The sequence below is a fragment of the Ensifer sp. PDNC004 genome (assembly GCF_016919405.1).
Lineage (GTDB): Bacteria > Pseudomonadota > Alphaproteobacteria > Rhizobiales > Rhizobiaceae > Ensifer.
Window position 1 is genome coordinate 243,061 of record NZ_CP070353.1, and the last position, 21,578, is coordinate 264,638.

At 64.2% G+C, this 21,578-nt stretch carries 21 protein-coding genes and 1 pseudogene; 15 read left to right on the forward strand and 7 right to left on the reverse strand.

The annotated features are described in order from the left end of the window. The first annotated feature begins 167 nt into the window (after positions 1–167). From JVX98_RS09025 to JVX98_RS09060, 8 genes are all read left to right on the forward strand, one after another. Complete coding sequence (locus tag JVX98_RS09025) at positions 168–773, forward strand: glutathione S-transferase (protein ID WP_192446702.1); 606 nt, start codon at positions 168–170, stop codon at positions 771–773. After that, positions 766–1,302, forward strand: a complete 537-nt coding sequence (locus JVX98_RS09030) for a dihydrofolate reductase (RefSeq protein WP_205238365.1) — start codon at positions 766–768, stop codon at positions 1,300–1,302. Before JVX98_RS09025 ends, JVX98_RS09030 begins: the two co-directional genes overlap by 8 nt. 156 nt (positions 1,303–1,458) lie before the next feature. Next, positions 1,459–2,577 carry an FtsH protease activity modulator HflK gene (gene hflK, locus JVX98_RS09035; RefSeq protein ID WP_034792611.1) on the forward strand — a complete coding sequence of 373 codons (1,119 nt, stop codon included), beginning with the start codon at positions 1,459–1,461 and terminating at the stop codon, positions 2,575–2,577. Continuing rightward, positions 2,574–3,494, forward strand: a complete 921-nt coding sequence (gene hflC, locus JVX98_RS09040) for a protease modulator HflC (RefSeq protein WP_060515963.1) — start codon at positions 2,574–2,576, stop codon at positions 3,492–3,494. Before hflK ends, hflC begins: the two co-directional genes overlap by 4 nt. 7 nt (positions 3,495–3,501) lie before the next feature. Then, positions 3,502–3,687, forward strand: coding sequence for a DUF2065 domain-containing protein (locus JVX98_RS09045; protein WP_034792618.1), 186 nt, complete (start codon positions 3,502–3,504; stop codon positions 3,685–3,687). 6 nt (positions 3,688–3,693) lie between these two features. Next, on the forward strand, positions 3,694–4,080 hold the full coding sequence (locus JVX98_RS09050; protein ID WP_034792627.1) for an ACT domain-containing protein: 387 nt from the start codon (positions 3,694–3,696) through the stop codon (positions 4,078–4,080). 316 nt (positions 4,081–4,396) lie between these two features. Beyond that, complete coding sequence (locus JVX98_RS09055) at positions 4,397–5,872, forward strand: DegQ family serine endoprotease (protein WP_205239412.1); 1,476 nt, start codon at positions 4,397–4,399, stop codon at positions 5,870–5,872. Between the two features lie 618 nt (positions 5,873–6,490). Then, a complete protein-coding gene (locus JVX98_RS09060) occupies positions 6,491–7,396 on the forward strand; it encodes a LysR substrate-binding domain-containing protein (RefSeq protein ID WP_205238366.1) in 906 nt (301 codons plus the stop codon). An 89-nt stretch (positions 7,397–7,485) separates the two neighbouring features. On the opposite strand, the gene JVX98_RS09065 is transcribed toward JVX98_RS09060, so the two are convergent. Further along, the gene (locus tag JVX98_RS09065) at positions 7,486–8,061 is read right to left on the reverse strand and encodes a GNAT family N-acetyltransferase (RefSeq protein ID WP_205238367.1); all 576 of its coding nucleotides are present in this window, start codon (positions 8,059–8,061) and stop codon (positions 7,486–7,488) included. Further along, positions 8,058–8,945 carry a phosphoserine phosphatase SerB gene (gene serB, locus JVX98_RS09070; protein ID WP_205238368.1) on the reverse strand — a complete coding sequence of 296 codons (888 nt, stop codon included), beginning with the start codon at positions 8,943–8,945 and terminating at the stop codon, positions 8,058–8,060. The genes JVX98_RS09065 and serB overlap by 4 nt, the downstream gene beginning before the upstream one ends. Here serB and miaA point away from each other — a divergent pair. Then, on the forward strand, positions 8,944–9,855 hold the full coding sequence (gene miaA, locus JVX98_RS09075) for a tRNA (adenosine(37)-N6)-dimethylallyltransferase MiaA (RefSeq protein ID WP_205238369.1): 912 nt from the start codon (positions 8,944–8,946) through the stop codon (positions 9,853–9,855). The genes serB and miaA overlap by 2 nt on opposite strands. A 19-nt stretch (positions 9,856–9,874) precedes the next feature. Here the strand turns inward: miaA and JVX98_RS09080 are convergent, their stop codons facing one another. From JVX98_RS09080 to JVX98_RS09095, 4 genes and pseudogenes are all read right to left on the reverse strand, one after another. After that, complete coding sequence (locus JVX98_RS09080; RefSeq protein ID WP_205238370.1) at positions 9,875–10,276, reverse strand: VOC family protein; 402 nt, start codon at positions 10,274–10,276, stop codon at positions 9,875–9,877. Positions 10,277–10,394: 118 nt separating this feature from the next. Then, positions 10,395–10,799: an MAPEG family protein gene (locus JVX98_RS09085; RefSeq protein WP_371826558.1), complete on the reverse strand. Its 405-nt coding sequence runs from the start codon at positions 10,797–10,799 to the stop codon at positions 10,395–10,397. Then, a pseudogene (locus JVX98_RS09090) lies at positions 10,774–11,107 on the reverse strand (class I SAM-dependent methyltransferase); the annotation flags it as partial. The pseudogene JVX98_RS09090 and the gene JVX98_RS09085, both read right to left, overlap by 26 nt. Before the next feature lie 132 nt (positions 11,108–11,239). After that, positions 11,240–13,252, reverse strand: a complete 2,013-nt coding sequence (locus JVX98_RS09095; RefSeq protein ID WP_205238371.1) for an ATP-binding protein — start codon at positions 13,250–13,252, stop codon at positions 11,240–11,242. A 273-nt stretch (positions 13,253–13,525) separates the two neighbouring features. On the opposite strand from JVX98_RS09095, the gene cax reads away from it, so the two are divergent. From cax to JVX98_RS09110, 3 genes are all read left to right on the forward strand, one after another. Next, a complete protein-coding gene (gene cax, locus JVX98_RS09100; protein WP_192446692.1) occupies positions 13,526–14,626 on the forward strand; it encodes a calcium/proton exchanger in 1,101 nt (366 codons plus the stop codon). Between the two features lie 80 nt (positions 14,627–14,706). Further along, positions 14,707–15,096 carry a hypothetical protein gene (locus tag JVX98_RS09105; protein WP_246764982.1) on the forward strand — a complete coding sequence of 130 codons (390 nt, stop codon included), beginning with the start codon at positions 14,707–14,709 and terminating at the stop codon, positions 15,094–15,096. 389 nt (positions 15,097–15,485) lie between these two features. Further along, a complete protein-coding gene (locus JVX98_RS09110) occupies positions 15,486–15,854 on the forward strand; it encodes a hypothetical protein (RefSeq protein ID WP_205238372.1) in 369 nt (122 codons plus the stop codon). A 46-nt stretch (positions 15,855–15,900) separates the two neighbouring features. Here JVX98_RS09110 and JVX98_RS09115 read toward each other — a convergent pair whose 3' ends face one another. Further along, a complete protein-coding gene (locus JVX98_RS09115) occupies positions 15,901–17,274 on the reverse strand; it encodes an MATE family efflux transporter (protein WP_205238373.1) in 1,374 nt (457 codons plus the stop codon). A 510-nt stretch (positions 17,275–17,784) separates the two neighbouring features. Here JVX98_RS09115 and JVX98_RS09120 point away from each other — a divergent pair. The 3 genes from JVX98_RS09120 (at position 17,785) to JVX98_RS09130 (ending at position 21,571) form a co-directional block, all read left to right on the forward strand. Beyond that, a complete protein-coding gene (locus JVX98_RS09120) occupies positions 17,785–19,563 on the forward strand; it encodes an acetolactate synthase 3 large subunit (protein WP_205238374.1) in 1,779 nt (592 codons plus the stop codon). A gap of 22 nt (positions 19,564–19,585) precedes the next feature. Then, positions 19,586–20,158, forward strand: coding sequence for an acetolactate synthase small subunit (gene ilvN, locus JVX98_RS09125; RefSeq protein ID WP_034792687.1), 573 nt, complete (start codon positions 19,586–19,588; stop codon positions 20,156–20,158). A 381-nt stretch (positions 20,159–20,539) separates the two neighbouring features. After that, the gene (locus JVX98_RS09130; protein ID WP_246764983.1) at positions 20,540–21,571 is read left to right on the forward strand and encodes an NADP-dependent oxidoreductase; all 1,032 of its coding nucleotides are present in this window, start codon (positions 20,540–20,542) and stop codon (positions 21,569–21,571) included. Positions 21,572–21,578 lie beyond the last annotated feature (7 nt).

Sequence of the window (21,578 nt, forward strand, 5' to 3'; positions counted from 1 at the left end):
ATATCCTGATGCTGCGGGTGGCCGGTCCGCATTTCTGAATTCTTCTCGATGCCGATGCCGCGCCACCCTTCGGGCGGGGCAGGTGCTTCCGTCGCCCACAAGCGCAGGGGCCGGCAATCCGAAGCTGAGGGGCGGCCGGGGAGGGCTGTCGTCCAAGGGAGGTATCGATGCTCACACTCGTCCATGCGCCGCTGTCGCGATCCTCGCGCATCGTCTGGCTGCTTGAGGAGCTGGGCGCGGAATACGAGATCCGCTACGTCTCGATCCGCCGCTGGGACGGATCCGGCGCGCCCGACGACAACAACCCGCATCCGCACAAGCAGGTGCCGGCGCTCATTCATAATGGCGCGGTGATCTGGGAGTCGGCCGCGGTCGTGCAATATCTCACCGACCTTCATCCCAACAGCAGCCTCGGCCGGCCGCCCGGACACAAGGAGCGCGGCGCCTATCTCTCCTGGCTTGCCTATTATGCGGGCGTGATCGAGCCGACGGCGCTCGCCCATATCTCCGGTGCGACCATCAACAACCCGGCGCAGGCGCGGCTCTATAGCGAAATGTGCGCCCATGTGATCGACGTGCTCACCCGCCAGACCTATCTCCTCGGCGAAACGATGAGCGCGGCCGACCTGCTTCTAGCAAGCGCGCTGCAGTGGATGCGCAAGTTACTGCCGGAAAGCACGGTCGTCGATCGCTACATCCGCGTCGTGACGGACCGGGCCGCCCATGACCGGGCCAGAGAAATCGACAGCAAACCGAACGGGTTCCATGACTGAAACGAAGACCACTCATCCGAAGATATCGATCGTCGTCGCCGTTGCAGCCAACGGCGTCATCGGCCGCGATGGCGATCTGCCCTGGCGGCTTTCGACCGACCTCAAGCGCTTCAAGGCGCTGACGATCGGCAAGCCCGTGATCATGGGGCGCAAGACCTGGGCCTCGCTCGGGCGCCCGCTTCCGGGCCGCGCCAACATCGTCATCACCCGCAACGCGGATTTTGTGGCGGAAGGCGCAAGCGCCGTGCCGTCGCTCGATGCGGCGATCGCGCTTGCGGGCCGAGAGGCGCAGGCTGCGGGCGTGGACGAGATCTGCGTGATCGGTGGCGGCGAGATCTACCGCCAGTCGATCGCGCGTGCCGATATCTTGCATGTGACCGAGGTGCAGGCGACCGTGGATGGCGATACGCGCTTCCCGGATATCGATCCCGGCATTTTCGAGAAGGTCTTCGAAGAGGACCTGCCGCAGGGTGAAAAGGACAGCCACGCCATGCATTTCGTCACGTTTAAGCGGCGTGCGACAGCCTGACGCGGCGGATCGTCAACTATTTTGAACCATTTACGGTGAACTCGGGTCTATCGCGTTGAAAGCGGTGCGGGTGATACCTATAACGGTTTCACATCATGAACGAACGTGCGGTGGCGCGGCCGTTCATCGTGGGAAGTATTCAAAAGAGAGGTTTTGATGCCCTGGAGCAATCAGAATGGCGGCGGCGGTGGCCCATGGGGCGGCGGCGGCGGTGGCGGCAATCAGGGAGGTCCCTGGGGTCAGGGGCCAAACCGGCCGCGTGGCGGCAAGGGCGGCCCGCCGGATCTGGAAGAGATCATTCGCCGTGGCCAGGACCAGCTTAAGAACGTCGTTCCCGGCGGCTTCAATGGTGGCGTCTTTGCCATTATCGGCCTGCTGATCGTCGGTTTTGTCCTGATCAATTCGATCTACACGGTGCAGCCGGACGAGCGCGGCGTCGAGATGCGCTTCGGCAAGCCGAAGGACGAGATCTCGATGCCTGGCCTGCATTATCATTTCTGGCCATTCGAGACCGTCGAATTCGTCAAGATCACCGAGCAGCAGCAGAACATCGGCGGGCGCTCCAGCGGTCAGTCGAATTCCGGCCTGATGCTGACCGGCGACCAGAACATCGTCAACGTCCAGTTCTCGGTGCTTTATTCGGTCACCGATCCGAAGGCTTACCTCTTCAACGTCGAGAACCCGTCCGACACGCTGCAGCAGGTCGCCGAAAGCGCGATGCGCGAAGTCGTCGGCCGCCGTCCGGCGCAGGACATCTTCCGTGACAACCGTCAGGCGATCGCCGCGGACGTGAAGAGCACGATCCAGGCAACGATGGACACCTACGGTACCGGCGTTTCCGTCAACACGGTCGCGATCGAGGACGCCGCACCGCCGCGCGAAGTGGCCGATGCGTTCGACGAAGTGCAGCGCGCCGAGCAGGACGAAGACCGCTTCGTCGAAGAAGCCAACCAGTATGCCAACCAGGTGCTCGGCAAGGCACGCGGTCAGGGTGCGCAGATCCGCGAAGAAGCGGCCGCCTACAAGGACCGTGTCGTCAAGGAAGCACAGGGTGAGGCGCAGCGCTTCATCTCCGTCTACGACGAGTACTCCAAGGCGCCTGACGTAACCCGCAAGCGTCTCTATCTCGAAACCATGCAGGGCGTTCTCGGCAAGTCGAAGAAGGTCATCATCGACGAGAAGAACGGGCAGGGCGTTCTGCCATATCTGCCGCTGAATGAAATCGGTCGTCCGACGACGTCGGGTGCCGCAGCAGTTTCGGGAGCAGGCCAGTGATCAACAATCGTACCTCAGTTATCCTGATCCTGCTCGCCGTCGTCTTCGTCGGCATCTATTCCTCGGTCTTCGTCGTCAACGAGCGCCAGCAGGCGATCGTTGTGCGCTTCGGTCAGATCAAGGATGTCAAGAGCCAGCCGGGCCTCTACTTCAAGCTGCCCTTCGCCTTCATGGATGCCGACCGCGTCCAGTACGTCGAAGACCAGGCGCTGCGCTTCGACCTCGACAACATCCGTGTCCAGGTCTCGGGCGGCAAGTTCTATGAAGTCGATGCCTTCGTCGTCTACAAGATCTCCGATCCACGCCGCTTCCGCGAGACGGTATCGGGCGATCGGGACTCGGCGGAATCGCGCCTGCGCACCCGTCTCGACGCATCGCTGCGTCGCGTCTACGGTCTGCGTGGCTTCGAGGCTGCCCTTTCGGACGAGCGTGCGTCGATGATGCGCGAAGTGCGCGCCGACCTCAAAACCGACGCCGAGTCGCTCGGCCTCAACATCGAGGACGTCCGTATCCGTCGTACCGACCTGACGCAGGAGGTCTCGCAACAGACCTACGACCGCATGAAGGCCGAGCGTCTGGCGGAAGCGGAACTGATCCGCGCCCGCGGTAACGAAGAAGGCCAGCGCCGCCGCGCGATTGCCGACCGTCAGGTCGTCGAAATCGTCGCCGAGGCCCAGCGTGATTCGGAAATCCTGCGCGGTGAAGGCGAAGCCGAACGCACAAGGACCTTTGCCGACGCCTTTGCGCGCGATCCGAAGTTCTTCGAGTTCTATCGCTCCATGACCGCTTACACGCAGTCGATCGGTAGCCCGGACACGACGCTGGTGCTTTCGCCGCATTCGGAATTCTTCCGTTACTTCAATAACTCGGAAGGCACCCCGCCGGCCGCGGCACCTCAAGCAGCGACCGGAAACTAGGCGGGCGATGTCAGACTTTCTGACAGGATTCGCTTTCTTCCTGATCATCGAGGGGCTGGTGTACGCACTGGCCCCTTTGGTTTTGGTGGAAATGGCGAAGCGTTTGCCGTATGTCCCCGAACATCAGCTTCGACTGGCGGGGCTCGTTTGCGTGGCTGCCGGGGTCGGACTTGTATGGTTGCTTCGAGGATAATGCGAAATGCCACATAAACTGCTGATCCGGCTGGTCGATGCCGAATACGCCATCACCCGCCTCAATATCGGCTCCAGCATGCCGGAATGGCTGCCGGGGCCGGGCTTCTGGACCGTGTCGAGCTCGCGCGAGGAGATGACGCTGGTCTGCCGGGCCGCCCGCGTGCCGTCCAGCGTCCAGAGTTCGCTCGGCTGGCGCTGCTTCCGCGTCGAGCAGCATTTTGCCTTTGACGTGCCCGGCGTGCTCGCCTCGGTGCTCCGGCCGCTTTCGGATGCCGGTGTCGGTGTCTTTGCCAATTCGACCTTCAGCACCGACTACATCTTCGTTGCCGGCTCCGATCTCGACAAGGCGGTGCAGGCGCTGAAAGACCACGGCCACGAGCTTACCACCTGATCAGCCACGCCCGGCCTCGACGTAACGGCTTGGCCGGGAACGCCCGTCCTTTCGCACCCTTCTGCGCAAGGATCAGGAAATCGTGTTTGGACCCTTCCGAATTCCGCCTTATCTTCAGAGGAAGGTCGGACGTCGCAGCCTTGCGGCTTGCGTTTGTCAAATCCGCCGCATAAGCCCGGCCGGCGGTTTCGGTCGAGGCGGAATTATGCGAAGAATCAAAGTGCTATGGTGTGCCGGTGTCGCCGCACACAGCCAGAGGAGCTGAAGCGAATTGTCCACGCGATCAAAATCCCGAGTACACTCGCTTGGCGCGTCCCTGGGCGTTCTGGCGCTCGCAGGCGCGCTCGCCTTTAGCAGCACCGCACTCGCCCAGAACGCGGCGATCCGTCCGCCGAGCAATGGCCCGGCCTCCGTTGCCGATCTCGCTGCCGGACTGCTGGATGCCGTCGTCAACATCGCGACTTCGCAGAAGGTCAAGAACGACGACGACGCACCGGCGCCGCAGGTGCCGGAGGGCTCGCCCTACCAGCGCTATTTCGACGAATTCTTTAAAGGTCAGGGCAATCAGAGCGGTAACCGCCAGCGCACGGTCGAATCGCTGGGCTCCGGCTTCGTCATCGATCCCTCCGGCTACATCGTCACCAACAACCACGTGATCGAGGGCGCCGACGACATCGAGATCAACTTCGCCAATGGCAGCAAGCTGAAGGCGAAGCTCGTCGGCAAGGACACCCAAACCGATCTCGCGCTGCTGAAGGTCGAGCCGAAGGCGCCGCTGAAGGCCGTGCCTTTCGGGGATTCGCGCAAGATGCGCATCGGCGACTGGGTGATGGCGATCGGCAACCCGTTCGGCCTTGGCGGTTCCGTTTCGGTCGGCATCATCTCGGCGCGCGGCCGCAACATCAACGCCGGTCCCTATGACAATTTCATCCAGACGGACGCAGCGATCAACCGCGGCAATTCCGGCGGACCGCTGTTCAACATGGCCGGCGAAGTGATCGGCATCAACACGGCGATCATCTCGCCGACGGGCGGTTCGATCGGCATCGGCTTCTCCGTGCCGACCGAACTTGCCGCCAATGTGGTGCTGCAGCTCAAGGACTTCGGCGAGACGCGGCGCGGCTGGCTCGGCGTGCGGGTCCAGCCGGTGAACGACGATATCGCCGAGAGCCTGAAGATGGACGCGCCGCGCGGCGCGCTCGTCTCCGGCATCATCGAGGGCGGGCCGATTACGCACGGCGAGATCAAGGCCGGCGACGTCATCGTCAAATTCGATGGCCATGATGTCGGCGAGGTGCGCGACCTGAAACGCGTGGTCGCCGAAAGCCCCGTCGGCAAGGCGGTCGATGTGGTGGTGATCCGCGACGGCAAGGAACAGACAGTCAAGGTGACGCTCGGACGCCTCGAGGATGGCGCGCTTGCAAGTGCTGACGCGGCAAACGGCGACGAGGGGGCGAAGCCCGACAAGCCGGAGGCTGCACCGCTTCCAGCGACCGATGTCGTGCTCGGCATGAAGCTTGCGACACTCAACGAAGAGGCGCGCAAGAAATACGGCATTGCCGAAGACATCGACGGCGTCGTGATCACCGAGGTGACACCGAATTCGGTTGCGGCAGAGCGGCGCGTGGAGCCGGGCGACGTCATCGTCGAGGTCGGTCAGGAGGCGATGGAGACGCCCGCCGACGTGGTCGATCGGGTCGAGGAGCTGAAATCCAGCGGCCGCCGCCACGCGCAACTGTTGCTCTCCAACAAGACTGGCGAACTGCGCTTCGTCAGTGTCAGGGTGGAATAGGCGTGTCGCGCCTTCCCTGATCCTGCGGCATCGGATCGATGCCGCAGCACCGCTTCGGTCGAGGCCGATTGTCTGAGTCTTTTCAGTGGTATCGCCTCTGGGGCTGAGAGGCTGAATCCACGTCCTCAGGTTTTGATTCAAGGCTGCGCTCCGCTCGACGGGCCGCAGTGCGCTTGTAATGGGTATCAGGCTCAGCCCCTCATTTTGCTGCCGGGACCTTCTCCCCGCTTGCGGGAAGAAGGGACGTTGCCGCACCCGCTCGAAGACCTGCGCCATCCCCTTACAACACTCCTTGGGCGATCCCGTGACTTCTCAGACCGTGCCGCAGCAGAGCGTTCGCGGTGGCGCACCTTTCCTCTCCCGTCGGCGGGGAGAGGGCTAGGCTGAAGGGGCATTCCCGAAGCGGTGAGGTGCCTTTCCTTCAGCAGTCGTTGCTCGCTTGCGTGGGGTGCGGGCCCGACTTGCCTGCCGGCTGGAAGGTCATCAGCCTGAGAGCTTCGAACAGAATTTCGATGATCATATGCATTGCCGCACCTCCTTTCCTGCAAGCATTTCACTCCACTTGCCGGCATCCCTCAAACGAGTTTACAGTCGTCTTCAGATAACTTGAGGTTATGCATGAAGCGTGGACGACTGCCCCTGACGGCGTTGCGGAGTTTCGAGGCGGCCGGGCGGCTGGAGAGTTTTACACTGGCTGCCGCCGAGCTCTTCGTTTCGCAGGCGGCGATCAGCCGCCAAGTGCGGGAACTCGAGGAACTGGTTGGCCGGCCGCTGTTTGAGCGGCACCACCGCAGTGTACGCCTGACGGCCGACGGCCGCACGCTGCTTGCCACGCTGACGTCGGCCTTTGACATGGTCAGCGAAGGCCTTGACGCGCTTTCCGGACGAGGGCTGTCGCAGACGCTGAGGGTCAGCGCCGAGCCGTCCTTTGCCGGCTGCTGGCTCGTGCCGCACCTTCAGGAGTTCCAGCGGCAGCACCCGGACATCGATCTGGTGATCGATGCCGATCCGCGACTTGCCGAGTTTCGCAGCGGCGAGGCCGACATCGCCATCCGCCACAGCCTGGCCTCGGAACGCTGGCCGCGGGTCGAGGCGCGACCGCTCGCGCGCGTGCAGATGATCCCGGTGATCGCGCCGGCACTTGCCACGGCCGGCCGGCCGCTCGACCGGCCAGAGGACCTTTTGCAGCATGCGCTTCTGCACGAGGACAACCGTGCGCTCTGGGAGCAATGGTTCGCAGCCGCGGGCGTGGCTCCGGTCAAGCTGGAGCGTGGCGCCATCTTTGCCGATGGCGCGATGGTGCTGCAGGCGACCGTCAGGGGCAGCGGCGTCGGCCTGATCGACCGTGACCACGCGCTCGATGATCTCGCGGCCGGAAGGCTGATCCAGCCGTTCAACGTCACCGTGCCCTACGGCGCATTCTTTCTGGTGACGCGACGCTTCGAGGCGTTGTCGCAGGCGGCGCGGGCTTTTGTCGACTGGGTCGAGCGAAGCTATCCGGGGGCGGGGCGGCAGCCACGGTAAGCGCCGGCGTCTGCCACTGGCGTCTCTCCCTCGGCTTGCGGGGAGACATGGCCGGCAGGGCAGTGAGGGGCACGCTCGAAAGCGGCGGCTTACGTCCCAGCCTTTGAACGGTGCGCGCGCCATTCCTCGGCGCTGATGGCGTAAAGCACATGCCGGACCAGCGCCGGCTGGTCGGTTGGAACGCGGGGGTGATCGAAGTCGCGGCTTGGGTCGCGGTGCATGCCGATCCGTTGCATCACGGCGGTCGAGCGGGTGTTGGCGGGAACCGCGAAGGAGACGACCTCGCTCAAGCCCCTGTCCTCGAAGCCATAGCGCAGCAGCGCGCTGGCCGCTTCGGTGACATAGCTCTTGCCCCAAAAGAGCGTTGCCAGCCGCCAGCCGATCTCGACCGTTCCCTTGGGCAGGTGCGGCTCCAGATCGGTGAGCGCGAGGCCGCAGAAGCCGATCGGTCGGTCGTCGGCCTTGAGCGCCACGGCGAAGAAACCGAAGCCGGTTTCGGCGATACCGCGGCCGACGCGCGCAAAGAGCGCATCTGCCTCTTCGCGGCTGCGGCGGAAGGGAAAGAACTCCATCACCTTGGGATCGCTGTTGATCGTGAAGAAGAGAGCGCGGTCGCTCTCCTTCCACGTGCGAATGCGAAGCCGCTCGGTCTCGGAAATGATCATCCGGCGAAATCCGTCTTGCGATAGCCCTGCAGGTAGAGAAGGGCGGTCAGGTCGCCGTGGTCGATGCGTACCTTCGCCTGCTCGGCGACCACGGGCTTGGCGTGCAGCGCCACGCCGGTGCCGGCAAGCTGGATCATGCCGAGATCGTTGGCGCCGTCGCCGACGGCAAGCGCATCGTCGGTGGAGATTCCGAGGCGGTCTGCGATCTCGACCAGCGAGTCGACCTTGGCCTGCTTGCCGAGGATGGGATCGGCGACTTCGCCGGTGAGGATCCCGTCTTCGGCGATCAGCGTATTGGCGCGGTTCTCGTCAAAGCCGAGCATCTCGGCGATCGGGCCGGTGAAAACGGTGAAGCCGCCGGAAACGAGCGCTGTGTAATGGCCCTTGCTCTTCATCGTCGCGATCAGTTGTTTTCCGCCCGGGGTCAGCGTGATGCGCCTGGCGATGACCTCGTCGACGACGCCGAGCGGCAGGCCCTTCAGCAGGGCGACGCGTTCGATCAGGGCCGGCTCGAAGGCTATCTCGCCGTTCATGGCGCGGGCGGTGATCGCTGCCACCTTGTCTTTCAGGCCGACTTCTGCGGCGAGTTCGTCGATGCATTCCTGGCCGATCATGGTCGAATCCATGTCGGCGATGAGCAGCTTCTTGCGGCGGCTCTCGGCCTCCTGCACGGCGACATCGACCGGCGCATCGCCGATCACGGCGCGCAGCAGGGCTTCGGCCGCATCCGGATCGGTGCCGTCGGTCAGCGCGATATCACAGGCGATGCCATCGGCGAGCCAATAGAGGCCGGATGCCTTGACGGCGTCAGCGGCGGCTTCCGCCAGTGCTGGCGTCAGAACAGGATTTGACGGATTGGCGATAAGCGTGGCAACGAGAGCCATGGACAACAACCTTGATACCGAGAGCGACGCGATCCTGATAACCGGGCCGACCGCCAGCGGCAAGTCTGCGCTTGCCGTCGAACTGGCGCGGCGACACGGCGGTGTGGTCGTCAATGCCGACAGCATGCAGGTCTATGACACGCTGCGGCTTTTGACGGCGCGGCCGGACGAGGCCGACATGGGTGGCATCGAGCACTGTCTTTACGGCCATGTGCCGGCAGCGTCGGCCTATTCCACCGGCGCCTGGGCGCGCGAGGCGCAGGCTCTGGTCGCGCGGCTGAAGGGCGAGGGGCGCTTGCCGGTCTTCGTTGGCGGCACGGGGCTTTATTTCAAGGCGCTGACCGGGGGGCTCTCGGATATGCCGGAAATCCCGGCAGCAATCCGGGAAAGGCTTCGCGAGCGGCTGAAGGCGGAAGGGCCGGAGGCGCTTTATCGCGACCTTCAAGCCAGGGATCCGGAAACGGCGGCGACGCTGAAGCCCGGCGACGGCCAGCGGATCGTGCGGGCGCTCGAAGTGGTGGAGGCGACCGGCAAGCCGATCCGTTTCTTCCAGCAGCAGACCGGGCCTGTCATCGTCGATCCGGACCGGGCCAAGAAATATGTGGTGCTGCCGGAGCGAAAGCTCCTGCACGATCGCATCAACCGGCGCTTTCAGTTGATGCTTGCCGGCGGCGCAATCGACGAGGTCAAGGCCCTGCTTTCCCTCCAGCTGCCGCCGGAAATGCCTGTTACGAAGGCGATCGGCGTCAGCCAGATCGCAGCCCTTCTGAAGGGCGAACTCGACGAGGCCGAGGTGATCGAGATGGGCGCTGCGGCCACGCGGCAATATGCCAAGCGGCAGATGACCTGGTTCCGCAACCAGCTCGACGACAGCTGGCAGCGGATCGCCAGCGCCGACGAGGTGCTTTGACGAGTGCTGCTGGTGCCGATCAGTCGGCGAGGTTCAGCTGCCAGGACACGCCGAAGCGGTCGTTGACCCAGCTGAAACGCTGGCTGAAGCCGTAATTGCCGAGCGGCATCAACACCGCTCCGCCTTCGGCGAGGATGCCTGAAAGCGTGATGATCTCGTCCTCGCTCTGGCATTCGACGAAGAAGGAAAAGGACGGGGTGAAATCGAAGGCGTGCCTGACCGGGCTGTCGATGCATTTGACCCGCTGCGCGCCGAGCCGGAAGAGCGCCACCTTGACGCTGCCTTCGGGACCTTGCTCGTCCGGGCCATAGCGCTCGACTTCCAGCACCTCGGCATTCGGAAACAGCGAGACGTAGAAGGCCATGGCGGCGTCGGCGACGCCACCCTGGAACATCAGGAAAGGGGTGATGCTTGTGACCATGGCGCGCTCCCGTTATCGTCGGCCGCTCGACAGCCTCTTGAGCGATACTACCCCAAGGTGTCGCCACGACAACGGGTGGCTTGCCCGATTGTTCCCACGTTGCTCCTGACCGTCGTCGTCACGCCAAGAGCGGCCACAGCACCAGTCCGATCGCGATGATGCTGGTCGCAAACAGGGCCGAGCGCAGCACGGGGATGCCGATCGCATAGGCGAGCCGAGCCGAAAGCCAGACGATCGCACCGAGTTCCGTCGTCGCGTCGTTTGCGCCGGTGATTTCGACCGCCAGCAGCGCGGACGCCGCGAAGGGAAAAGTCTCGAGAAAATTTGCCTGCGCGCGTTTCAGCCGGCCGACCAGGGGCGTTGGTGGCGGCACGGCCGCTTCCCGTGAGGAGAGCGACCAGGCGAGCCCATGCTGGCGGGTCTGGAGTTGCGCCGCGAGAAAACCTGGACGATGCCGAAGACGCAGTCGAGCGCCAGAACGGTCATCTCCGTGCTTGCATGACGAGCGATGCCACGACGAGATCGAAGTCGCCGTCGCCGAACGTCAGGGGTTCGCTCAGATCGGCCAGCAGCAATCGCGCATGGCCTTCGAGGCGACGCCGGGCGATTTCCAGCAGTCCGGCGCTGCGGTCGATGCCCGTCACCGTGGCGCGGCGCGCGATGAGCGCTGCCGCATGCGCCCTGCCGCCGCAGCCGGCGTCGAGCACCCGAAGGCGGGCGACGTCGCCGGCGAGACAGGGTCGCCGGCCGCTCGTAATAGGCGTTCCAGGCATTGTTTTCATTGTCGGCATCATAGTCTGCCGCAAAGGCGTCGTCGTCGTTCTCAGACAAGATTGTTCCTCTGCGGCTCGCCGGAAAGCGCCATTCGGCTGTCGAAGCGATTGAAATAACTATCTTATCGGCCGGTGCCGCGATCGGGCAAGACCGAATGTGCGGTGCTGCCTGGTCGGCCGGTGCCGTGAACTATGGCTTGCGGATGATGCTGCCGAGCGGGCGCTTCAACAGGCTTTCGCGAAGCGAGCCTTGGCGCGGGCGCTCGCCGGGCGTCGGGTCCGGGCGGCGTTGGTCGGCGGCGGGCGGCTCGTTCAGGAGCTGCTGGCGGATCTGGTTGAAGCGCTCCAGTTCCGGGTTGACGGGGGCAGGCGCGCGCGGAAGCATGTCCGGACGATAGGGCTCGATTTCGACCTGTGGCTCGCTGAGCCCCTGTTGCGGCTTGGTTTCTGCCGTGGCGCCCAGTTCCGCTTCCCAGCGCTGCTCTTCGCTGGCGGTCTGTGCAGCGATGTAGCTCTGCTGGAAGTTCGAAATATCCGGCCCGTTGATGGCGCGCATACGGCTGACGATCGCGCGCAGGTCGACGGTCGGCGGATGGTCCTCGTCGATGCGGTCGATGATCCCGTGGGCGCGCGGCAGGCGCTCCTCGGCAATGCGGGAGAACCGCATGCGCATCGGCACGGCGACAGCCTCACCGAACGCGATCGCCTCGCCGTTGCCGATCGAGGAAATGAAGCTGGTGGTTGAGGTCGATGAGTTCGGAATGGCCGAGCGGATGATGTCCTGGTCGCGGTCGTTGGCAAGCCGCATGGCAAAGACCGTCGAGCACTGCGACAGGATCGTCGGATCGAGTTCGCCGGGGCGCTGGGTGATGATGCCGAGCGACACGCCGTATTTGCGGCCCTCCTTGGCGATGCGGGCGATCGCCTGCCGGGTCGGTAGAAAGCCGAGCGACGGATCGGCCGGCACGTAGCGGTGCGCCTCTTCGCAGACGACGAGCATATGGATGCCGCCATTGCTCCAGAGGCCGATTTCAAACGCCATGCGGCAAAGCACTGAGGCAACGGAGTTGACGACTTCCGAGGGGATGCCGGCCAGCTGGAAGGTGGCGATCGGCCGGCCGTCGCCGGGAATGCGGAACACCCGGGCGATCGTGTCCTGGATCGTGTCGGTGATCGTGTTCGAGGAGAACATGAAATGATAGCGCGGATCGTTGATCGCCGAGACGATCTTGACCTTGAGCGAGCGCAGATGCGGCTTGTCGTTGCGCCCTTCGAGCCGGCCGATGCGCTCGTCGATCAGCGCGAGCAGGTCGGCGATGCGGTAGGGCACCGGCGTGTCGGCGGTGATCGAGCTCTTTTCGGTCTGTCGGCGCACGATGCCGTCGCCGCCACCGCCACGGAAGGCCTTCTTCGCCTCGGGGATGATGTCGCGCAGGATGTCGAGTTCGTCCGGCGGCGCCGGGCGGCCGCGGAAGATCACCTCGGCGAACTCCTCAAGCCGGAAGAACCAGAAGGGCAGGTCGAGCGTATCGGTGTCGATGACGACGGCCAGGTCGGGGAAGGCGGCGGCGAATTCGTTGTGCGGGTCGAGGATCAGCACGCGCAGCTTCGGATCGGCAATGATCGCCTTGTTGAGCAGCAGCGTCACCGCGGTCGACTTGCCGACGCCGGTCGTGCCGACGATGGCGAAATGCTTGGCGAGCATCGAGGGCACATGGATCGTCGCGTCGAGGCTCTCGTCCTGGGTCAGCTTGCCGATGATGCAGCTGTCGTTGCGGCCGGAATCGTAGATGCGCGCGAGGTCGGCGGCGCGGATGCGGTGGGCGATGGCGCCGAGATAGGGGTATTGGCTGATGCCGGCGGAAAACTCTTCGCGACCGTCGGGTCCCCTGTGGACCTCGCCCATCAGCTCGACCTCGATGCGGAAGGTGTTGTTGGCCTCTTCGCCCCACTCGCTGGAGGCTGTCTGCATCGAATAGACCAGCGCTACCACGCGGTTCCTGCCGACGGAAATGGAGATCAGCCGGCCGACGGACCAGAGCTCGGTGAGTGACGTCTCGCCGCTTTCAGCAATGGCGGCGATCGTGGCGCGCGCGCCGTTGCAGGCAACCACCCGTCCGAGGAAACGGTTGCCAGGCTTCAGGCCGTCACGGCGATCCTGCTCTCCGGCACGGATCGAGGAATGAAGTTCATTGTTCAGCAACGCGAGAAACCCCGGCAATACGGCGCTTCATGTTAGCCAAGGGGATTTAATAAGTGGTTTCGCTGGGTTTGCCCCGTGAAAGGGCGCTCACTGCGCTGGAGCGGATCTGAGCGATCCGGCCCGTACTTTCAACGCGCGGCTGCAGGACTTGACGAAAGTCAATGCGGGCTCATGCCGAACGCGGGATAATCACAGTGCGTTCGAGCGGCTCGTCTCGCGGACCGGGAGGGCGCTTGGGACTGCGGATGCTCAAGGGGCTAGGGGAAAACGGCCATGAGCGGTGCACTGGATCATTTTCGTCGTACACCCATTCTCTGGCTGATCGTCTTCGTGCCCGTCGCCATCGCCGGCGAGCACATCTGGCCGGAAGCGCACACCTTGCTCTTCCTCCTGTCGGTGGCGGCGATCGTGCCGCTGGCCGCACTGTTGAGCCAGGCGACGGAGGCGGTCGCGTCCCGCACCGGCGACACGGTGGGCGCACTGCTCAATGCGACGCTCGGCAACCTGACGGAGCTTGTCATTGCGCTGATGGCGCTCGCCGCCGGCCAGTATCTGCTGGTCAAGGCCTCGATCGCCGGTGCGATCGTCACCAACACGCTGTTCATGCTCGGCGGTTCGTTTCTGCTCGGTGGGCTCAAGTTTCACCTGCAGGAGTTCAACCGGGTCAATGCGCGGTTTTTGTCGAGCCTCCTGTTCATGGCGACGATCGCCGTGCTCGTGCCGTCGCTGATCGGGGCTGCCGACGGCCAGCCGCAGGCAGCCTTCACCCAGCAACTGAGCGCCGGTCTCTCCGTCGTACTCATCATCGCCTATGGACTCTGGATGCTGTTTTCGCTGAAGACCCACAGCGAGCTTTTCGCCTCGGCTGCATCGGAGCATGGCGGCGATGAACCGCATTGGCCGCTTTCGGTGGGCATCGTCGTCCTGCTGGTGGTGACGGTTCTTGTGGCGCTCGTCAGCGAAGTCTTCGTCAGCTCGGTGCAGGTGGCGGCCGAAGAACTGGGCATGACGCCGGCCTTTGTCGGCTTCGTCGTCGTCGCGCTGGTGGGTGCCGCCGCCGAGATGGCGACGGCTTTCTCCGCGGCGCGCAAGGACCGGCTCGACCTCAGCGTCGGCATTGCGCTCGGCAGCGCCGTGCAGATTGCGCTCTTCGTGGCGCCGCTGCTGGTGCTCCTGAGTTATGTGCTCGGGCCGCAACCGATGGACTTGCAGTTCTGGCCGGGTGCGATCGTGATGATGCTGGTCGCGACCATGGCCGCGACGCTGCTTTCCAATGGCGGCCGCTCTGCCTGGTACATGGGCGTGCTGGCGCTCACCGTTTACGTGATCTTTGGCATGACGCTGTTCCTGCTGCCGCCGCAGGTCCAGCCCTGAGGCAGTCTGAAATCAGCGCCCGCCGGCCGCAATCAGGCTGCGGGCGCAGTCGAGGATGGTGGCGCTCACCGGCCTCGGTAGTGCTTTCGACCGCCAACAGGCGGCCGATCATCGCGACGCCAGAGACGCTTTCAGCACCGGATCGGGCGGCGCGCATCAGCAAGGCGCCGCTCAAGAAGACGGAACCGGAGGCGACCGCGCTCGACGGCTTCTTGATCATGCTGCGTTCGATCTCCAACCAGCGGGCGGTGGAGATCGCGCGTGCGGTGGTGGAAAGCCATCACCAGAAGAACGTGACCGAAGCCCTTTTAGGCCCCGACGCGGCCGAGCGTGCGGCGCTGTTGATGTCGCTCGTCGCCGGCGTCCAGATCATGCGCCAGGTGGTGGGGCTCGACGCGCTGAGCAAGGATCGCGACGCCGCACTCGAGCGTGTGCTTGGCGATCTGGTCGCGCGACTTGTCGACGAATAGGGGTCGCCTCCGCGCTCCCTAGGGGATCGCGGGCGTGCGCGGAGGCAGCCTTTGGGCGGACTATTTCGGGGCGTTCATATCGAACACGACCCAGCGAAAGAACAGGTAGATCGCGCCGAAACTGAGGAGGAGGGGAGTGAGAAAGGAAAGGTCAAGCATCTCATTGCCTTTGTTTTTAAGCTGCATCATGCAGCCAAGCTAATTTGCCACGGCAAGTGTTAATGCCGGGTGCATGCGCACGCGGCCGACCTCTAATATTGCCCTGGTATTCGGCGCTTGACCTCAACCATGCTTGAGCTCCTACAAACCTCTCCGTCGGCGTTCACCCGAACGCCGTCCCCGGCTTGAATCCGGCCCGGGGAGCCAACGATGCGCGACAGGGAGGACGCATGACCGAGCAACTGCTTTTCCGAAACCTGATGAGGATTACGCCCGGCCATCTCGAACCGTTCTGCGAGGCGGTGCGCAGCGCAATCGCCTTCGTCGAAGCGCATGCGCCGCAGCTGATGGTGCAGACCTTCATCGACGAGAAAGAGATGCAGGCGGTGAGCATCCAGCTCTACCGGAATTCCGAGGACGTGCTCGGGCACTGGCAGATGTCGGATGCGCACATCAACGACGTCTCCGCCCACTGCACGGTGGAGCGGCTCGAGGTCTATGGCAATCCGAGCGAAGAGGTGGCCGCGGGGCTGGCGCCGTTCATCAGCGATGGCCGCGGCTCCATCATGCCGCCGCTTATCGGGTTCTCGCGGTTCTAGCGACAAGGGCCACGACGCGCCGGAGAGCCGGCGCGTCGTGCGCAGATCAGCCTGACGGCGCCGTTGCGGTTTGCTGCCGCGAGGCCCGCCACAGAACCAGTAGCGCGACCGCAAGCAGCAGCGCCTCTGCTGTCGGCGTCGCGAACCAGATGCCGGGTTCGCCGAAGATCGACGCGTAGAGTGCGACCAGCGGCATGGTGAAGAGATAGGGCTTGGCAAGCCCCAGGATCGCCGCCCGGCCGGCATCGCCGATTGCCTGGAAGTAGCTGCCAAGCATGATCAGCGGCCCGGAGAAGACATACATCGCGACCATCACCGGCATGATCCGCGCGACGTCGGCGATGACAGCATCGTTGTCGACGAAGGCCGCGCCGATCGGCCGGGCAAAGCCGACGAGCAGCACCTCGACGGCGAGGCAGTAGAAGAATGCCACAAGGAGCCCGAGCCGCAGCATCCTTTCTGCCCGGTCCGCGAGGCCAGCGCCGACATTGTTGCCGACGATCGCCTGCATCGCCTGGCCCAGGCCCAAGAGCGGCAGTAGCGCGAAGGTCATGATGCGGGTGATGATGCCGTAGGCGGCGACCGTGGTGTCGTAGTTATCGGCCGCCGTCTTCTGCAACGCCGCCATGATCGTCACCGACACCAGCGCCATGCCGATGAAGCCGAGGCTCTGGGGGCTGCCCAGCGCGATCATCCGGCTCCATCCCGTCAGCGGATTATGCCGGAGGAGGGCGGAGAGCCGCAGCTCCGTGCGTCCGGACAGCCGGAAGAGGGCAATCAGCACAAGCGCCAGGACCTGCGCCAGTACCGTGGCGGTGGCGGAGCCTGTTACGCCCATGTGCATGAGCGCGATCAGCACATAGTTGAGGATGAGGTTCGCGATCGAGACCAGCAGGCTGAGGCCGGCCATCAGCCCGGCACGCCCCTCGCAGCGAAGCGCATCCGATTGCACCGCCAGCAGGAACTGCACGGGCGCGCAGAAGATGATGATCGCGATATAGCGCTCGGCCATGCCGGCGAGCGGTCCCGGGCCATTGGCAAGCGTCAGCACCAGGCGGTCGCCAAAGGCGATGAACAGCACGATCAATGCTGCCGCGATCGTCAGCGCCAGCATATGGGCGCCGGCGAAGATGCCGCGGGCCTCTGTAAAGCGGCCGGCGCCGAGGTGGCGGGCAAGCAGGCTCGCCATGCCGCTGACGACGAGGGTGGCCAGCGCCACCGTGAGAATGAAGATCGGAAACACCGTGGTTACGGCGCCGACGGCTTCGGCGCCGACATAGATGCCGAGCATGACGGCATCGACCACCGTCAGCAGCCCGTTCATGCTCATGACGAAAATGATCGGCAGCGCCGTCTTCAGGAAGATCGCACCGAGGGGTGCTGTCAGAAAGGCATTCGGCTTGGAGGTGTCCTTGGACATCCCGCGCTCCTGTTCTCGCATTTCGATTGGGAAGAGGAGGGGCTCGCATTGCCTGCCACACGAAATGCGTTCGGGGCGAGAGGATATCGTCAGAAGTCAGATTTCACCGAGACCGGAAGCCTGCGAGCGGCGGGGATCTGAAGCCCGGAAAGGGAGGTAACGCCAAGCCGCACCGCCGTCAAGTCGGCGCCTGATGGTCTTCGTCCATCCGCAGACGCGCCGCTTTCTCGGGCTGGCCACGCGGTCACGCGCGTCGGCGCGCGCAACATTGTTCCGCGGCAAAGCCAGATCGCGTAACTAAAAGCCGTTGACGCCTTGGGCATTTGTGGTTATCAACTCGGCCCATGAAAAATTTTGCGGTTATTCTTGTGGTGGGACGGCGCATGGGCAGGATGGTGTAACCATCCGGCGGTAGCCACCCATGCGCTGAACGAGGCTCCTGACGGGGCCTTTTTTTATGCCTTCAAACAAGCTAAGCACCCAACTGGGAAAAGGGACGGAAGCAAGTCAATGAGCGGTACAGAAAACCAGATGACAGGCGCGGAGATCGTTCTCCAGGCACTGAAGGACAATGGCGTCGAGCATATCTTCGGCTATCCCGGTGGCGCCGTGCTTCCGATCTACGACGAAATCCACCAGCAGGACGATATCCAGCACATCCTCGTTCGTCACGAGCAGGGCGCCGGCCACATGGCCGAAGGCTATGCCCGCTCCACCGGCAAGGTCGGCGTCATGCTGGTAACCTCCGGTCCCGGCGCCACCAATGCGGTGACGCCGCTGCAGGACGCGCTGATGGATTCGATCCCGCTCGTCTGCATCTCCGGCCAGGTTCCGACCTCGCTGATCGGCTCCGACGCCTTCCAGGAATGCGACACGATCGGCATCACCCGGCCTTGCACCAAGCACAACTGGCTGGTTCGCGACGTCAACGATCTCGCCCGCATCATCCATGAGGCCTTCCGCGTCGCCCAGTCGGGCCGTCCGGGCCCTGTCGTCGTCGATATCCCGAAGGACGTCCAGTTTGCGACCGGCACCTACACGCCGCCATCTGCCGTTCCGACGCAGAAGAGCTACCAGCCGAAGAAGCAGGGCGATCTGAAGAAGATCGAGGAAGCGGTCGAACTGATGCGCAATGCGCGCCAGCCGATCATCTATTCCGGCGGCGGCGTCATCAATTCGGGTCCCGAAGCCTCGCACCTCCTGCGCGAACTCGTCGAACTGACGGGTTTTCCGATCACCTCGACGCTGATGGGTCTCGGCGCCTATCCGGCCTCCGGCAAGGCCTGGCTCGGCATGCTCGGCATGCACGGCACCTACGAGGCCAACATGGCGATGCATGACTGCGACGTCATGATCTGCATCGGCGCGCGCTTCGATGACCGCATCACCGGCCGCCTCAACGCCTTCTCGCCGAACTCCAAGAAGATCCACATCGACATCGACCCGTCGTCGATGAACAAGAACGTCCGCGTCGACGTGCCGATCCTCGGCGATGTCGGCACCGTTCTCGAAGACATGGTTCGCCTGTGGCGGGCCGCTTCCAAGTCGACCGACAAGGCGCGTCTCTCGGACTGGTGGGAGATGATCACCAAGTGGCGCGCCCGCAATTCGCTCGCCTATGCGCCGAACGACGACGTCATCATGCCGCAATATGCGATCCAGCGGCTCTATGAACTGAGCAAGGACCGCGACACCTACATCACCACCGAAGTCGGCCAGCACCAGATGTGGGCGGCCCAGTTCTTCGGCTTCGAACAGCCGAACCGCTGGATGACCTCGGGCGGCCTCGGCACCATGGGCTACGGCTTCCCGGCGGCGATCGGCGTGCAGGTCGCGCATCCGAACAGCCTCGTCGTCGACATCGCCGGCGACGCCTCGATCCAGATGTGCATCCAGGAAATGTCCTGCGCGGTGCAGTACGGCCTGCCGGTCAAGATCTTCATCCTCAACAACCAGTACATGGGCATGGTGCGCCAGTGGCAGCAGCTGCTGCACGGCAACCGCCTGTCGCATTCCTACACCGAAGCGATGCCTGACTTCGTCAAGCTGGCGGAAGCCTATGGCGGCGTCGGCATCCGTTGCGACAAGCCGAGCGAGCTCGACGCAGCGATCCGCAAGATGATCGACACGCCGGCGCCGGTCATCTTCGATTGCCGCGTCGCCAACCTCGCCAACTGCTTCCCGATGATCCCCTCGGGCAAGGCCCACAACGAGATGCTGTTGCCCGACGAAGCCACGGACGAAGCGGTCGCCAACGCGATCGACGCCAAGGGCCGTCAGCTGGTCTGAGATAGGTAGAGGAACCACGCACATGAACGCACACCTTCAACCGACCGGCTCCGCCTACTTCATCGCCAAGGAGACCGAAGTCGCCGAAACCCACACGCTTTCGGTTCTCGTCGACAACGAACCGGGCGTCCTTGCCCGCGTCATCGGCCTGTTCTCCGGCCGCGGCTACAACATCGAGAGCCTCACGGTTTCGGAAACGGAACACGAGGCGCACCTGTCGCGCATCACCATCGTGACGCGCGGCACGCCGCACGTGCTCGACCAGATCAAGAACCAGCTGGAACGGCTGGTTCCGGTCCACCGCGTCGTCGACCTGACCGTGCGCGCCGCCAGCCTGGGCCATGACCGGCCGATCGAGCGCGAGCTGGCGCTCGTCAAGGTGCACGGATCTGGCGATCATCGGGTCGAGGCGCTGCGTCTCGCTGACGCCTTCCGCGCCTCGGTCATCGACGCCAACATCGATCACTTCGTGTTCGAGATCACCGGCAAGCCGTCGAAGATCGAACAGTTCATCGCCATCATGAAGCCGCTCGGCCTCATCGAAGTCTGCCGCACCGGCATCGCAGCGATGAACCGCGGCCCGCAGGGCATGTGATCTTGATTTCGTGAAGGGGCCGACAAGGCCTCGCCCTCGCTTCAAATTGGGCAGCCCACGCTTCGCGCTGGGCTGCCCTTTTCGTTTTGAGTGGTTCACTTCGATTGAAACCCACTGCGCGGTCAGGGTTCCGTGCTCTGTCGAAGACGTCCCCGCATCCCCGGGGCCAGGCGCTCGCCACGGCGCCCCTTTTCCCCGTGTGCAGGGAGAAGGTGGCCGGCAGGCCGGATGAGGGCAGTCGCAGCCGAAACCTCGGCAGGCCGCCTCATCGGTGCACGCCGTCGCGACCGAAACCGCCAAACGCCAAGCCCATGGTTGACTTCGCCCGGTATTTCTCGCGGAGTAGCCCCGAAGAAGATCTCTCACGATCGCAGGTGACCGATGAATTCCACGAAGATGAAGGCTTTGGTCCTTACGAGATATCGTCGTTCCGATGCCGCGCAACTGCGCGACGTGCGGCGCCCACGCGCAGCGCGCGGCGAGGTGCTTGTGCGGGTGCATGCCGCCGGCCTCAATCCCGTCGATTACAAGACACGGGACGGGATGCTGAAGGTCGTCCAGCGCTACTCCTTGCCTGTCGTCATGGGCAACGAGCTTGCGGGTGTCGTCGAGGAACTGGGAGAGGGCGTCACGTCGTTTGCGCCTGGCGACCGGGTCTTTGCGCGCATGCCAAAGGACACCATGGGGGGTCTCGCCGAATATGCCGTCGTACCCGAGCGGTTCCTGGCGAGGATGCCCGCATCGATCGATTTCAACACCGCGGCCGGGGTGCCCCTTGCCGGCCTCACGGCCCTGCAGGCGCTGCGCGACGAGCTTCACGTGGGGCGGGGCAGCCGGATCTTCATCTCTGGTGGCGCCGGCGGCGTCGGCACCTTCGCCATTCAGCTGGCGAAATGGCTGGGCGCGGAGGTCACGACCACCGCATCGCCGCGCGGCCGTGCGCTGGTCGAAGCGCTCGGCGCCGACGTGGTGATCGACTACACGAAGGAACGTTTCGAAGAGCGCCTGCGCGACATGGACGGCGCCTTCGACCTGCTCGGCGGCGAGACGCTTCTAAAATCCTTCGGCGTCGTCAAGCGCGGCGGCAAGGTGGTGTCCATCGCCGGCATGCCCGAGCCGGAAACCGCACGAAAGGATCTCGGCCGCGGCCTGCTCCTGAGGGCGCTGTTCTGGCTGGCATCCTACAAGATCCGCGCCGTCGCCCAAAAGCACGGCGTCTCTTACCGCTACCTCTTCATGCATCCGAGCGGAGCCGAGCTGACCGAACTCGCCGGCCTCATCGACGCCGGGACGGTCAGGCCGGTGATCGACCGCGTTTTTGCACTGAACGATGTCGCCTTAGCCTTCGCCTATCTGGAATCCGGCCGCGCCAAGGGCAAGGTGGTGGTGGAGATTGTGGGCCGTACCGGCTGATTGAGCT